We start from the raw sequence: 14,667 nt of genomic DNA, 5'->3' as shown, positions 1-14,667 counted from the left end.
CCCAATTTTCTTAGCAATGTATTAATCACCTCTGGGCCTCTGCGGTTCGTTTAAAAAAAGTAATTTTCATAAATAAAATAGAACTTATATAAACTAAAAGCTTACCCAATTTCTTAAAAAGCAGATGTTGATAATCCGCCATCTACTGGAATAGTAACACCCGTAATATAACTGGCACATTCTGACGCTAGAAAAGCTACCAAATTAGCAACTTCGCTAGAAAAACCACGACGACCAAGAGGAATCATTTTATTAGTTCCTTCAATGATTGAATCAACCGTTCGACCTTCCTCTTCGGCAAATACTTCTAAATATTCTCTATGCCTGGGAGTATCAATCAAACCAGGATTTACACAGGTAACTAAAACATTCCACTTAGCAACTTGCGAAGCAACAGTTTTAGTAAAGTTAATTAATCCAGCATTCGCCACTCCCGATTTCACAAGACGACTAGAAGGTTCTTTCCCTGATGTCCCAACAATATTGATAATGCGTCCCCATTGCTGATTTTTCATCGTTGGTAGCACTAAATTCGTCATGCGAATATAGCCCATTAACTTGCCTTCAAACACAGTTATCCAATCTTCATCAGAGAGATTTTCTATTGCTTCATTAGAAAAACTAGCCCCTTCTGAATTATTAACTAAGATATCAAGTTTGCCAAATTGGTTGAGAGCTTCTTGGACTAAGTTTTGAGAATCACTTGGATTTTGCACATCAGCAGAAATCGGGACAATTTTTGCTTGAGAACCAATCAAACCTTGATAAGCTTGTTCTAACCGCTCAGAATTTCTCCCACAAATTATTAACTGACAACCTTCTGCTGCCAGCTTTTGGGCAACGTTATAACCTATGCCAGCACTTGCTCCGGTCACTAAAGCTACTTTCTGTGTTAATCCTAAATCCATGATGAATATTCCTTTAGGAAGTAGTTAGCGCTGTCTTAAAAAAACTATCTTTGAGCGAAAAATGAGAGCGGGGTTTAATCACAATTTCAATCAAAGATACTGTTTCATCAGAAGAATTATATCCTCCATAAACAACATCAGCAGGAACATAATAAACACTACCATATTCTACCTGTTGCTGTTGTTCTGCAACTGCGATCGCTAATTTACCATTCAGGACTATTCCCATTATTTCATTAGCCGATTTGCGAATTGGGATTATTCCTTTGGGAGGAATTTGAGTGATAATAATCTCAAACCAAGAACCAACAACAGACTTACACTCAAAACCTGTAACTTCATCTTGAGTTGATGTAACTTTCAAAATAGCTTCCTCAGCTTCCTCTGAATTTGTGATACGTTTAACATCAAACGCTAACGCTGTTTCTGAGAAAAGATTTTTAGAACCATGAAGAACATTGGAACCAGCTACATAAACTTGCTCGAATGGCTCCAGAATTTCTTTAGTACCGTTGAGGTTAAATTCCAAACGTCCCGCAATTTGCATTCCAATTTGGCTTTCGGGATGTCGATGCAATTCAAAAATAGCTCCTGGGGGAATAGAAGCTAATTGCACAACTGTATCTTGACATTGAAAGGCGATTAACTCAACATCAGAATTAATTTTGATTATTTTTGGCTGAGGAAAATATTTAGACATTATTTTTTGCTAATTTTTTCTGAAAAATTGACCAACTCATCTGGATATTTCCGTAGGTTGAAATAAACTCTAAATCGTAGGCTTTAACAGCATTCTCATTAGTAATAGCCAAATCAGCTAAACCCTGCATTACTTGAATTGCTGAATCGCTGGTAGAAGGAGACAAATCTACTTGTATTTGTGTTCGATCTTGAGAATCTGGCAAGAGTTCTGTTAATAGAGGTAAAGGAGCAGGATGAGTAACAATTCTAGATCCGTTGAAAACTACCTCTGTATTTTTTTTCTTAGCCAATCCATAAACTGGAGTAGGATATATAAAAATGAAGCCTAAATCAAAACTTGGCTCCATATAAAACTCATTAATACGGTCGTAAGCATGAGGAACTAAAGCCAAATCCACCTTGTCTTGCAGCAAAGCTTCTCTAACATCTGTAAAACTATCAAACAACTGAGTTGATACACTCAATTGCTCTGAGAGCAGTTGATTAGTTATGTATTGGGAAGCATAATCGCTACTAGTAGCACTAGGCCCTAAAGTACCTATAACTAAATTGTTGGCAGGAGGGATACGAGGTTTAAATTCAATCTGAAATTCCAGCATAGTTTTTCCTGAGTACTCACAACGATCTTTTTTGGTGGCGAGTCATTGGCAGCTTGGTATAGATAGCCTCCTGAAACTTGGCCACGTCGAATTCAGCAATGCTGAATATTCCTAACTTTTCAAATAGCCGCGATGAAACGCTGTCTTGTGTAATATAGTTAACGCGAATGTCCTCATGTAAAGATTCGGCAAGAAGTTGAATGTTAGCTAGGCGTGCCTCTTCAATCGCTTTAGTATCAGGTGCATCAGGGTCGAGCCGATGACCGTAACTGCGGATGTGAAAGCGACACTCACGAGGGCCTGCGGGAACTAACGAAAAAACTTGAACGTGTTCGGGAAACAAGCTCAAAGACATAGGCATTGGTGTCTGTTCTTGAGACGACATTGAGCAGAAAGCAGAGTAACATAGAGGCTCAGGTAAAGACTGGGTTTTAGCTGCAATATCTTGTAACTGCTTCTCATGCTCCCAAGAGTGCCGCGCTACAGCTTTCATACTGTGATAATATGTCCACTCAATCGGGGTTAAGCTCTGTGAAGGAGGATCGCGATGAGGGATAATCATGCCATTGATTCCTTCACAATCGCTTGACACCCCAAATCGTCGGGTGAGTCCTTTATGCATCATTGGAAAGTGGTAGTCTTCAAGAAAGTTTTCCCACAGCAATTTGTAATCAACCTCTACATTAATGTCATAGCGACCCGGCCCACCAATGGGTTGCATATCTTGAAGTTTGTAGGGGTCTAATAAGTGAGGTTGATACCACGTATCAGCTAGTCTCGAACCCTCCCAAGTAAAGCGGATGAAAATAAATCCGTAAAAAACTTCAACATCAATGGGTTCTAAACCGTAATTGGGCAAACCAAATTGAGGATAGTTGCCTCGTTCTCTGACATCCTTGAGTTTTCCTGCAAATATTCCGCCATCCGTACCCCGAATCACATAAGCTCGTTCACCAACAATATCTAGCCAAGTGAAGTTACCCGGTTCTAGAACTTCATTCACATGGCAAACAAATTGCCAGGTGGGTTTGATTAGGTGTTCTATCTCTAGAGCAAATAATTCTGCATCGCCATAAATCCAAATAGGTAATGCTTCCCTTCTTTCGCTAGACGCGCCGGACTCTAAGTATTCCACACTATCAGCGTCAACCTGGATAGACTCTTTTAAAGTCAGGTATTTTTGGATGTTGCTACTATCAACTCGATGAAGGACTTGATTAAGTTCTGATGTTGACGAATTATAATCTACAGTCAAAATGGCTTGTTTGAGTTCCCCAATCAATGACTCAAGCAATAAATTGCTTGACAAAAGTCCTTCTTTGCGCCTCGTCTTCTGTTGTTGCTCAATGTCTGCAATCAGGTGTTTTAGTTGTTCCTCTAGATAACCAATCCTGAGCCAAAGGCGGATTTCTTCGGGGAGTGATGCACTTTCCCCTTCTGCATAACCTGGACTTACAGAATCTAGCAGTTTAGCGATGGCAAAGCCCGCCGTAGGCATCGCTATGCCAATATTTGGCTCGGTGTCAGTTTGTGCTGCTTGAGGAATGTGACTATTAGCACTCGAACTTTTCTCCACAAGCTTGGCAAAAACTGCCTGATTCTCATCAACATTGACCTCCAACTCTTGCAAACTATAATTTTTGAGGTCAAAATCAGCACCAAATTCTCCTCTATTTGCCCCTGGAGCATTCTTACAGCGACCATCTATACTAAATCCCCATCCATGATAAGGGCAAAGAACCGATTTATCTGCCCCAAGACAACCATGACCTTCAAAAACAGGTGCTTGACGGTGAGTGCAGACGTTGATAAAAACGCGAATTGTGCCGTCAACTTGGCGCACAGCCACCAGTGGTTCCTGAAAAATCTGAACAGTTACAAAATCTCCTGGGTGAGGAATTTCTGCTAATTGACAAATAAAATACCAATTTTTTGATAGTTCTGATGGTTCAACTGTAATTGAGCGAATTATTTTAGCAACAAAATAATCTATAACAGTTTTAAGATTAACTTTTGTATTATTAACTTGATTATATTTATTTACTACATCTGCCAAATGCTCATACGCTTGTTCGATGGTAGGATTACCCCTTCCATTTAACAAGGCTGCAACAAAATTATTCCATGTTACTTGGGACTTCTTCGCAGCAGCGATCGCCATACAAACAAGGCAATATTGTTGCCGACCAATTTCCACAAAAAACTGACATATTGCTTTCTGTTTTTCTAAAAACATTTCACCTTGTCCTACTTTTATGACATTAACAAATAAGTTGCTAATAGCCAATAAACAAAATTGGCTATTAGCAAAACTTAAGATTAATCTTCAAAAATTGGTTCAGGAATGACAGGCACTGGATGATCTAAACGATAGGCATTCCAAGGTCTAGTAAAAGCTTCTCTCTTCAAGTCTGAAAACTGTGCTAGTTGTTGATGAAAAAGATTTTCATAATAATCTAACTCTCTCTTTAAATAATAAGGGGCTTTGTCACTATACAATTTTACAAACATTCTGTATGTATTATAATGTTTTGTGGCTACATCCTCTGAGTAAGACATCAAATCGTCTTCAATGTCATTTAAAACTTCTAAAGGCCACATCAATTTTAACTCCTCATTCAACTCCTGATGTGGGTAGTTTAGTCCTAGCATTTTCAATAAAGTACAATGTAGAACTCGATAGTCAGAAGATCGTAATTCCTCTGCTTTTCTAATCATTGCATGGGTAATATGAGAAGTTTTTAATAACTGAGTCTCTAGCTCAAAATAATCTCCGAGTTTATTCAAATAATATTCAACTTTAAAATGTTTGATATTAAATTCTTCTAGCACAGATAAAATAATTTTTTGTTTTGATTCCCAGGGAGAATTTGAAAGTTCGTAATGGGAAGCTTCGCTTTGAAGTTGTTCGACCTCCTCATCAGTTTGATAAACTAGAGCTTCAATAAACCCTAGTATGGGATAGAACCGAAAGAAATCATTCATTGATAGATTATAAATCGGGAAATAGTAAAGTACAAACTCCCGGATTACTCGACAAGAACGCCGCATACTCTGATATGAGATGCAAGGCATTTTATAAGCAGTTTCAACAAATAAAGTTTTTTGTTCAAGCAAGCCGATAACTACAGATTTGGAAATTTTCATAAAATGCATAGTGATGGTTATTTAATAGTAGGTAAAACACCCGAAAAACACGCTTTTCTCTTTGTAGACGACTTCATTCAATTTCTGCTAGCAATTCGTCCAAAGCTTCTTGGCTAAACTCAACTTCTGGGAAATCTGAAGGAGTATAGCCACCTGCATCTGGGGATAAGCAGTGGGCAATAATAGTTTTTAAGGCTTCTATATACTCATTAGCCAGATTTTCTACAGTGGCCCGGCTATGGAAATGCTCGCTATATTGCCATTCCAGTTTCAGCCTCCCTTCTACAACTAATCCATTCACTGTTAACAAATGGTGGCGCTGTCCTTTGGGGCTGTGAATGGAACCGCTAGACTCTTGGGCATATTTCCATCCCAGGGTTGCTAACTGCGTTTGGTCAAATTGACCAAAGTAGTTAAAGCTCACCTCAGCTTTGGGGAACGCTTGTAATTTATTGCGTTCTGCGCTTCTCTGCGAGACGCTACGCGAACGCAGCAGCGCTTCTCTACGAGACGCTTTGCGAACGCTATCGCTCTCATCCAGGCTAAGATAGCGCCAGATGCCATAATCAATACCTCGGTTGGGAATACGTCGCAGTTGCTCTTTTACCGACTTGAGAACCTCTCCGGTATCGAAACGATCTTCAAGTTTTAACAGCACGGGGAATATACTAGTAAACCAGCCTACAGTACGAGACAAGTCCACATCCTCAAACAAGTCCTCTCGTCCATGACCTTCTAAGTCAATTAATAAAGAGTGAAAACCTGTCCAACGAGCGAAAGTCTGCACCAACGCTGTCAATAGCACATCGTTAATTTGAGTATTGTAAGCTCCAGGGACATCCTGTAATAGAGCGCGAGTCTGTTCTACACTCAGGTATACAGATACAATCCGACTGGAAGCTACAGTATTATCTTGGGCAACAGCAGCATAATCCAACGGTAAAGGAGCAATTGGGAACTGCATTGAGTCCAGCCAGTAATCTAGCTGTGAGTGGAGTTCTTGACTGCGGGCATAATCCTGCAATCGAATTGCCCAATCTTTAAAGGAAGTTGTTTTTGCAGGTAGTTGGATACTTTTGCCAGTTTCTAATTGTTTGTATGCCTCAGATAAGTCTTCTAGCAAAATCCGCCACGAGATGCCATCGACAGCCAAGTGATGGATGACGATGAGTAAACGTCCGGGAGAATTGCCTAAGTTAAACAAAACGACCCGCATCAGCGGCCCATCTGTTAAGTTCAGCGTCCTTTGTGTTTCGTCTGCTTTTGCTTCAATTGCCTTTAACTGTTCTGCTGGAGGCAGATATGACAAATCTGCAATGCCCAACGATACATCGCTGACATCACTGCTGTACTGCTGCCATTGCCCATCCTGCTGCACAAACCGCAGGCGTAAAGCATCGTGATGGGAGAGTAACTTTTGTAATGCCTGCTCTAGTAATTCCGGTTGCAAATTTGCCGGAACTTCTAGTAGGAAGGATTGGTTAAAGTGATGAGGTTCAGGTAGATTTTGCTCAAAGAACCAGTGCAGAATCGGTGTTAGAGGGACAATCCCTGTAACTAAACCTTGTTCTGATTGAACCAAGTTAATTGTACCAGCAACAGCAGCTAATTCAGCAATTGTTTGGTGTTGAAATAGTTGTTTCGGAGTAAGTTTTAGTCCGGCTTGATTAGCTTTAGCAATAATTTGCATACTAACGATCGAATCCCCGCCCAATTCAAAGAAATTGTCGTGGATACCAACTTGTTTTAGTACTAAAACATCCTGCCAAATCTTTGCTAAGACTTCTTGAGTGTGGGTGTGGGGAGAGACAAAGCCAGTTGATTCATCGAACTCGAACTCTGGTACTGGTAATGCACGACGATCTACTTTGCCGTTTGGGGTAATCGGCAAAGCTTCTAGAACTGTGAAAGATGCAGGTATCATGTAACTGGGAAGCTTTGACTTGAGAAACAGGCGTAGCTCATTACTGGTTGGCTGTGTCAATTCTGGGATGATATATGCTGCTAAACTCTTAATATTAGGTTTATCTTCTCTGGCAAGCACAACAGCATCGCGTACCTGTGGGTGTTGAGTCAAAGCCGCCTCAATTTCGGAAAGTTCAATGCGGAAGCCGCGAATTTTAACTTGGTTATCAATGCGACCCAAGAATTCTATATTGCCATCGGCTTGGTAGCGAACTAAATCGCCTGTGCGATAAAGCCGCTCAGAATTAGAGCATTGGTCTTTTATTTCTCCCCTGCTCCCCCGGTTACTGAGCGCAGTCGAAGTATGCTCCCCTGCTCCCCTGCCTCTTTGGAAAGGGTTACTAATGAATCTTTCAGCCGTCAGGTCAAGACGGTGGAGATAACCCCGTGCCAAGCTCTCACCACCAATGTACAATTCACCAGTGACACCAATGGGTACAGGCTGCAACAGGGAATCTAGTATATAAACTTGGGTATTAGCGATCGCCCGCCCGATCGCAGGTGATAAGGCTTGTTGTCTTTTCGGAACAGTACCAGAAGTTGTAACTACAGTATTCTCTGTTGGCCCGTAATTATTCACCACCTCAAAGGGATGAGAATCTGAAGGATACTGATGAAGTTGATCTCCACCTGTGAGCAAAGTTCGCAAAGCAGCATTCACCGGCCAATTTAATGACAGCATTTTCTCGGCCATTGGTGTCGGTAGAAAGCTAATGGTTATTGCCTTTGATAACAGCCAGTCTCGCAGTTGCTCAGGGTAAAGTCGGGTTTCATCATCGGGAAAGTGGATGCTAGCTCCCGCCGTCAAATAAGGCCAGATTTCCCAACCACAAGCGTCAAATGCTACTCCAGCAACTTGTGTTACTCGGTCAAGGGACGACACGGCAAAAGCTTGTTGATGCCAAAAGACGAGATTTAACAATCCTCGATGTTCAATTTGCACTCCTTTGGGTCTGCCGGTGGAACCGGAGGTGTAAATCACATAAGCTAGATTGTCAGTTGTCACTGTCTGAGGTAAATTCTCTGCGATCGCGCTGAAGGTTACGCTATCAAGACAAACTACCTGCGCTTGATGTGGCGGCAGCGTTGTAACCAGACTTTCCTGGGTCAGCAGCACCGATACCTGGGCATCTGCTAGCATGAACGCCAAACGCTCTTGGGGATATGCCGGATCAAGAGGTACATAAGCCCCACCTGCTTTGAGAATGCCCAGCAATCCTACCAACATTAAGGGCGAACGCTCAATGCAAATTCCCACTAAAACTTCTGGTTTCACACCAAGCGATCGCAGATAATGCGCCAACTGATTTGCACGTTCATTCAACTGTTGGTATGTGAGGGACTCGTCCTCATAGACTACAGCCACTGCATTCGGTGTTTTTTCAACCTGTTCCTCAAACAACTCATGGATGCATTTGCTCTTAGGATAGGGCGTATAAGTATCATTCCATTCCACTAGCAACTGATGTCGTTCCTGTTGACTCAGCAGTGGTAATTCACCAATGAGTTGATTCGGATTAGCAATAATCGCAGCTAACAAAGTTTGGAAATGACTTGTCATCCTTGCAATGGTATCTGGTTCAAATAGGTCGCTGTTATATTCCCACGAACCGATCAGCCCCTCTTTTGTATCCCAAACTGCCAAGGTCAAATCAAATTGAGATGTTCCACGTTCTACAAATTGAGGAGTTAGAGCAACATCAGGTAATTCTAATGTATCCAACAAGAAATTCTCTAAGACAAACACCACTTGGAATAGGGGATTGTAACTGAGAGAACGTTCTGGTTGCAATGTTTCTACCACTTGTTCAAAAGGAACATCTTGGTGAGTGTAAGCGAACGTTGCAACTTGTCGCACTTGAGAGAGAAACTCACTAAAACTCGGATTTCCCTCGATTTTGTGACGCAACACCAATGTATTGACAAAAAAACCAATCAATGGCTCTATTTCTCTGCGGTTGCGGTTGGCAATGGGGCTACCAATGCAGATATCATCTTGACCACTGTAACGAAACATTAAAACGACGAAAGCCGCTAGTAATGTATGGAATAGGGTAGCTCCTGACTGTTGGCTGAAGGTTTTGATTTGCTTGCTCAAATTCTGGTCAATTTGAAATTCCTGGGTAGCACCAGAGAAAGTCTGAACGGGGGGGCGTGGTTTGTCTGTCGGTAGTTCTAATAAGGGTGGCGCATCAGCTAACTGTTGCTTCCAGTAATTTAGTTGCTGTTTTTGAATTTCCTCAGTCAACCACTGTCGCTGCCAAACTGCAAAATCAGCATACTGGATGGGCAACTCAGCCAGGAGTAAAGGGGAACTAAGAGTAAAAGTTTGGTAGAGGCTGGACAACTCTTGGATGAATATCCCCATTGACCAGCCATCTGTGATGATATGGTGCATGATCAATACCAGCACGTGGGACTCTGGCCCCAGCCTTAGTAAAGTAACCCGCAATAAAGGGCCATTACTCAAATCAAAAGGTTGCCGAGCTTCTTTTGTGACAATCTGTTGTGCTTCTGATTCTTCTAAACTTTGCAAGTCCAGCACTGGTATGTTGATTGTCAAGCTAGGAGAAATGATTTGCAAGGGTTTCCCATCAACTGCTGGAAATGTTGTTCGTAGAATTTCGTGACGACGGATGATTTCATTTACACTTTGCTGTAGAGCTTCTACGTTGAGTACACCTGCAACGCGCAGCTGTAAACCCTCGTTATAAAACGGGCTTTGGCTCTCTAATTGATAGAGAAACCACATCCTCTGCTGGGCAAAGGATAAAGGCAAGTCTCCAGAGCGTTCTATAGATGGTATTGGCTCAAAGGAGGAGTCTGTTGCAGTCTGAGCTTCTTCTAGAAAAGCCAGGATTTCTGATTTGCGCCCTAGCAATTGGTTTTTGAGGTCTGGGTTCATCACTCCCTTGGGAGCGCGATAGTTTAACTGGCCGCCTTCCAGCCAAATTTTGATGCCTAAACTATTTAAATAAGAGACAAATTCTATTATTGTCATTTATAATACCCCTCCCTCATATTCTTTTTCTGCGTCATCCATAGCTACATTCCACTTTTTGACAACAGTTTGTAGCGCCTCAAGGCTTTCTCCCAAACCAGCTACAGTCGGGGATGCAAAAAAACGATTTGGCGACAATTCAACAGAAAAAGTCTCGCGCAACCGAGAAATGACTTGGAAGGCTAGCAAAGAATTTCCTCCTAGTTCAAAGAAGTTGTCGTGAATGCCGATTTGGGGTATGCCTAAAACTTCTTGCCAGGTTTGAGCTATTTGCTGTTCCGTTTCATTTCGGGGAGCGATCGCTTCTCTACGAGTCATTCCCCTAGCTAATAATTCTCGATCAATTTCGCCCTTGGCAGTTAGGGGCATTTGGGATAGTTGCACGAAGTCACAGTTAACGGTGGTTGTGAAGCGATCGCGCACTGTAAAATCTGATAACTCTGGTACAGCAACACCGTTATGTGTAGTGAAATAGGCAGTTAATTTCTGTAACCCTGGAAACTTCGATGTAAAACGCCGAATTTTGGGATTGCTACCATCTAACCCGACTATCATCTGTCCTTGGTCATGATATAAACCAGTCAAGAAGGAATATAATCCTTGTTGCAAGCTCATCTCATAAAAGCCTTGAGCGTGGGTGATTTCTTGCCTCTGATAACCCTTATTAATTCCTGTATCACGCCAAATTGTCCAAGCAAAGCAATAGCTGTGCAACACACCAATAGAACGTTGATATTGATTAAAGCTTTCCAAAAAATTGTTAGCAGCAGCATAAGCAGAAATTGTGGCTCCACCGAAGAAACTCGCCAAGGACGAAAAGCTAATAAAAATCCCTTCCTTTTGCTTGTTCAACAACTGATGTAGCACCCAAGCACCTAATACTTTGGGTCGTAAGATTGCAGCTAAACTTTGTGGTGTTTCATCCACTAGCATTTTTTCCTCGTAAGTTCCCGCCAGATGAATCACCCCATCTAGCTGACTTCCCCAGTTAGCCTTAACTTTTTCTACCACTTGTTGAACAGCTTGCAAGTCGCAGATATCCACTGCCTCATAAACCACCGAGCCAAGCTGCTTTAATTCCTGATACAGCTTTACTTTTTCTAATATTTCTGTAGAGAGGTTAGATATAATATCTTCACTTGTTAAATGAGTCCGACCTACTAATAATAATTTGGCATTAAAAAACTTAATTAGATATTTAACAATTTCAACCGCAACACCCCCAAGCCCACCACTTATCAGGTACATTCCCCCTGATTTAAAAGGAAGTTTTTGCTTCGGTTTATCTTCTAAATTAACTTTTTCTAAACCTGCAATCAAACGCTGCCCATTTCGATAAGATACCTCTTCCTCTTTTGATAAAACCTGGAGTTCTTGTAGAATATAGTTTCCATTCACCTGTATCGAATTTGGTGTCAAATCGATGTGACGACAATTTAACCAGGGGATTTCCTGGGGAATAGTTTTAATGACACCGAGAACTGGAGATTTTTCATAAGCTATCTTGTCTGTTGGTTGCGTAGACTGGGTGTAGCTAGAAACAAATAATAACTGAACTAAATCTTGGAAATTATGATTTTTTGCTAGGGCTTGAACAAGAAACAATAAACTGTAAATTCCCTGCTTTTGGGCTTTTTCAAGAGCTTCTATGCTCTTTATCTCTCCTTGATATTCTTGATAATTCCACAAATGGATAATTTTACCGATGGTCAGGTTATCTGCTTTTATGGTCTCAAGCAATAGCTGATAATGGTCTGCATTTCCAGGAGTTAAAAAGAAGTGATTGGGACTTTTTTTAGCAAAATTTGCTCCAGGTGAGACACACAGATATGGCAGGTTTTGCTGTTCTAGTTGCTGACAAATAAATGTCCCCAACCCTAACTCGTCGAGGAAGACTATAGTTAGACAAATTGGGGATAAAGTCTTCAAAACGTTGGCTTGCTTGGGTCGCCAGACTTTTTCGTAGAACCAATCAGGAATAGTGTTACTATTGCCTAGTAAGATATCAAATTGTTTAATAATTGAGTTGAACTCGCCTGTATGAAAGCGATCGCTAAGTTGCGATCGCTGGATTTTACCAATAACAGTTTTGGGAATATCTTCTTTAGCTAATAAAATTAAATAATCAGGATTTAAGCCGATTTTGTTCACCACTGTCTGGCGAATTTTATTCAGTAACTCTAACAGTTTAGCTTCTTCTATAATCGGCGAACTGAAGAAAATAGCCAGTTTCTCTGTTGCGTCATCAGCATTGCATACTGCACAGGCGGCAGTGTAGGACACTTCAATTTCTGCAATTTCTTCGACTACTGCTTCAATTTCATGGCTGTAGTAGTTAGCTCCATTGATGATAATAGTTTCTTTGGCACGACCACTAACCACTAATTGTCCGTTGGTAATAAATCCTAAATCTCCAGTGTCAAACCAGCCATCTTTTAAAAACGATTGACTATTGGCATTGTGGTTGTTGTAATATCCCGGAGAAACTGCATCGCCCTTAACTTGCAAACGCCCGATGGTGTCTTCTCTTAATACAGAGTTTTGCTCGTCTACTATGCGAATGGTAATTCCAGGAATGACTGAGCCTAAATCGGTAAAAGTACTGTAATTCGGATGGTCTATTTCTACTCGTTTAATAGTACCTTGTAATCTAGATTTCTCGACTCTATGGAACAACAAAGGTGCTTCCTGGAGGGGCTGATAATATGTAATTCCCGAACCCATTTCAGCCATACCAAAAGCGGGACGAATTGCCGTTGCTTTGAGTCTGTATGCAACCAAATTTTTTCGAAAATCCTCCACAGCTTTACTAGATACTGCTTCACCAGCTGTCAATAGAAATTTCACGCACGATAAATTCCAGTTCTGTTCTGGTTCTTGTTTGAGGGAGTCATTAACTATCGCATAAGCAAAGTTGGGGGCCCAGCTATGAGTGATCCGGTATTTATGAATCAAATCCAACCAGTTGAGGATGCGACCCAAAATATATTCTTTTTGGGCATAAACCAAGGTGCAACCCAATTCAACACCACGGATATGCCAGTCGGAAATGCTGCCAATGTGATCGAACGGCAGCCAATTTAAAATTACATCTTCTGGCTCGTGTTGATTAAGTAGGTTAGCCCCTCTGGCGCGAGCAATGAGATTTTGATGAGTCAATTGAACGCATTTTGGTATTCCTGTACTACCAGAAGTTAGGTTGAAAAGAGCTACCTCATCTGGTTGACTATGGTGATATTGTTTGCTGGCAGTATGGTTTTTTAATACTTCAATTGTGCTTATCTTGAGGCGTTCTATTGGTAGCCATTGCGATACTAATTCTATCTCTGGTTTAAGAACTTCCGTAGTTAAGATGACTGGACTATCTAAAAACTGCCAAATATGACAAAGCTTATCCACCACCTTGTTTGATTCTCTATAAGTAGGTGGCACTTCCATGATTATGGGTACAAAGCCTCCCAATATGCAGCCCCAAAAAGCTGGAATAATGTCACAGCTAAGTTCCATCTGCAATATGATTTTGTTTTTTGGCTTGAGTCCCAACTTTCTCAAACCAGCAAGAATTCGCTTGGCAACTTCCAGTAACTCAGTGTAGGATTGGCGTAGTTCTGTGCCATCGGGCAACAAGTAAATAATTTTCCCACCTGTAGCCTGTTGAGCAGTTCTTTGCAAAACTTCAGCTAAGGTAATAGGTGCATGAGGATCATCCGGGAGAATACTGCCGTGGCTAATGGCAAGTGGCTTCGGCTCTAAGAAATGTTGTTGTCTATCTAGTTGGGAACCTCTGGGAATTGGGACAACATTAGCGATGGGCAAAGCCCCAGCTTTGGCGATCGCATTCTTGTCTTGCCAATCTGGGATTAAATCTGATAGATGGAGTAAGGGGATATTCTTTTTCAACTCCTGCACCACTACCACTGCCTGTTCAATTTTGTGATGAGAGTTAAGTTGCTTTTCTACTTGCTCAATTAAACTTTTATCAATGATAGGAATATTCATCAGAGCCAATTCGTCTACCTTTCCTGTGGCAGTTAAAGGTAGGTTTGATACAGGTACTAAGGCTTTTAGTAATAACGCTTCATCGGGCACACTATCAAGGTAAGAACAAATTTTTTCTAGCGAGATATTGGAGCTTGGAACAATATATATTATGATTTCCAGGGGAGATTTTTTCTTTACAATCGCTGTACATTCGTTTATTGAAGTTTTCTCCAATAAAACTAATTCAAATTGAGTTTGAATTTGCTGTATTTTTTCCCAGTATAAACTCTCTTTCCCTGAAGGATTCATTTTATTATTAACCCCTTAGTTATAAATAGTGGTTAAAGGCTACAACTTTATACTC

Annotated in this window: 7 protein-coding genes; all 7 read right to left on the bottom strand. The window is 41.1% G+C overall.

Features of this window, described 5'->3' with window-relative positions:
* Positions 1-113 precede the first annotated feature (113 nt).
* A complete protein-coding gene (locus RMX98_RS10235) occupies positions 114-908 on the bottom strand; it encodes an SDR family oxidoreductase (protein WP_322680918.1) in 795 nt (264 codons plus the stop codon).
* Between the two features lie 13 nt (positions 909-921).
* Complete coding sequence (locus tag RMX98_RS10230; RefSeq protein WP_322680917.1) at positions 922-1,608, bottom strand: cupin domain-containing protein; 687 nt, start codon at positions 1,606-1,608, stop codon at positions 922-924.
* On the bottom strand, positions 1,601-2,209 hold the full coding sequence (locus RMX98_RS10225; protein WP_322680916.1) for a LysR family transcriptional regulator: 609 nt from the start codon (positions 2,207-2,209) through the stop codon (positions 1,601-1,603). The genes RMX98_RS10230 and RMX98_RS10225 overlap by 8 nt, the downstream gene beginning before the upstream one ends.
* A gap of 16 nt (positions 2,210-2,225) precedes the next feature.
* A complete protein-coding gene (locus tag RMX98_RS10220) occupies positions 2,226-4,445 on the bottom strand; it encodes a Rieske 2Fe-2S domain-containing protein (protein ID WP_322680915.1) in 2,220 nt (739 codons plus the stop codon).
* An 83-nt stretch (positions 4,446-4,528) separates the two neighbouring features.
* Complete coding sequence (locus tag RMX98_RS10215; RefSeq protein WP_322680914.1) at positions 4,529-5,356, bottom strand: hypothetical protein; 828 nt, start codon at positions 5,354-5,356, stop codon at positions 4,529-4,531.
* 73 nt (positions 5,357-5,429) lie between these two features.
* Complete coding sequence (locus RMX98_RS10210) at positions 5,430-10,322, bottom strand: non-ribosomal peptide synthetase (protein ID WP_322680913.1); 4,893 nt, start codon at positions 10,320-10,322, stop codon at positions 5,430-5,432.
* Positions 10,323-14,411 carry an SDR family NAD(P)-dependent oxidoreductase gene (locus RMX98_RS10205; protein ID WP_322680912.1) on the bottom strand — a complete coding sequence of 1,363 codons (4,089 nt, stop codon included), beginning with the start codon at positions 14,409-14,411 and terminating at the stop codon, positions 10,323-10,325.
* Between the last annotated feature and the right edge of the window lie 256 nt (positions 14,412-14,667).

This window comes from Nostoc sp. DedQUE02 (assembly GCF_034531035.1).
In the GTDB taxonomy this organism is placed as follows: Bacteria; Cyanobacteriota; Cyanobacteriia; order Cyanobacteriales; family Nostocaceae; genus Nostoc.
This window is presented reverse-complemented; position numbering and strand designations above follow the sequence as displayed.

Coding starts and splice junctions, on each gene's coding strand:
- RMX98_RS10230 (WP_322680917.1), bottom strand. CDS start 1,608: ATGTCTAAATATTTTCCTCAGCCAAAAATAATCAAAATTAATTCTGAT.
- RMX98_RS10220 (WP_322680915.1), bottom strand. CDS start 4,445: ATGTTTTTAGAAAAACAGAAAGCAATATGTCAGTTTTTTGTGGAAATT.
- RMX98_RS10235 (WP_322680918.1), bottom strand. CDS start 908: ATGGATTTAGGATTAACACAGAAAGTAGCTTTAGTGACCGGAGCAAGT.
- RMX98_RS10210 (WP_322680913.1), bottom strand. CDS start 10,322: ATGACAATAATAGAATTTGTCTCTTATTTAAATAGTTTAGGCATCAAA.
- RMX98_RS10215 (WP_322680914.1), bottom strand. CDS start 5,356: ATGAAAATTTCCAAATCTGTAGTTATCGGCTTGCTTGAACAAAAAACT.
- RMX98_RS10225 (WP_322680916.1), bottom strand. CDS start 2,209: ATGCTGGAATTTCAGATTGAATTTAAACCTCGTATCCCTCCTGCCAAC.